Origin of the sequence: Mesorhizobium sp. M4A.F.Ca.ET.050.02.1.1, assembly GCF_003997725.1 — a bacterium.
Taxonomy (GTDB): Bacteria; Pseudomonadota; Alphaproteobacteria; order Rhizobiales; family Rhizobiaceae; genus Mesorhizobium.
The window spans coordinates 1-880 of record NZ_RZSG01001308.1 but is presented as its reverse complement, the minus strand read 5'-3'; the positions used below and the strand labels follow the sequence as shown (position 1 = coordinate 880).

Below are 880 nucleotides of genomic sequence, written 5' to 3'. Positions count from 1 at the left end.
CGGTGGGGATGATGGCGACAAGCGGCCGCTACACCACGCTCAAACACGGATGGTTGGCGGATGCCGCCAGCGACAGTGCCGCGGGATCAAGAAGGCGGCCCCTTTCGAGCAGCACATCGCCTTGCGCGAAATCGAGTCCGACACGCCGGATGTTGCGTCCTTGCGCCGTCGGCTGGGTTACCTCTACCGTGCCGCCGCCCAGGTCCCTGACATTCTCCTGAATGACGATGGTGTCGGCGCCTTGCGGCACTGGCGCGCCGGTGAAGATGCGCACGGCTTGCGACGGGCCGACGCTGCCTTCGAAGCCGCGGCCGGCCGGCGCCATGCCGATCACCGAAAGCCGCGCCGGCACGGATGCCACGTCGGTGGCGCGCGTCGCATAGCCGTCCATGGCGGAGGCGTTGAAGGGCGGTTGCGTGCGCAATGCCACCACGGGCTCGGCCAGCACCCGGCCGGCGGCGTCGATCAGCGCGACGCTCTCACTGGCCCGCGGCGCCGCTCCATCCAGCAGGCGCTCGAGCGCCTCGGCGACAGGAACCAGCGCCATCAAGCGCCTTCCCCGCGCCCGGCCGCCTTGTAATCGCCAGACTTGCCGCCGGTCTTCTCGACCAGCCTGATGCCGGAGATCACCATGGCGCGGTCGGCGGCCTTGGCCATGTCGTAAATGGTGAGGCAGGCGACGGAGGCCGCCGTCAGCGCCTCCATCTCGACGCCTGTCTTGCCGGTGACGCGGGCGAGCGCCGTGACCTTGAGGCCAGGCAGGGACGTGTCCGGCTCGATGTCCACCGAAACCTTGGTCAGGAGCAGCGGATGGCAGAGCGGGATCAGTTCATGCGCGCGTTTCGCCGCCATGATGCCGGCAATGCGCGCGGTGCCAAGC

At 69.2% G+C, this 880-nt stretch carries 1 protein-coding gene and 1 pseudogene; both read right to left on the bottom strand.

Going from position 1 to position 880, the window contains the following annotated elements; all coding sequences use genetic code 11:
• Positions 1-31: 31 nt before the first annotated feature.
• Positions 32-547, bottom strand: a pseudogene (locus EOA33_RS37150) (molybdopterin molybdenumtransferase MoeA); the annotation flags it as partial.
• Positions 547-880, bottom strand: a 334-nt coding sequence (moaC, locus tag EOA33_RS37145) for a cyclic pyranopterin monophosphate synthase MoaC (protein WP_127407819.1), incomplete at its 5' end; no start/stop codon positions are given. The gene moaC and the pseudogene EOA33_RS37150, both read right to left, overlap by 1 nt.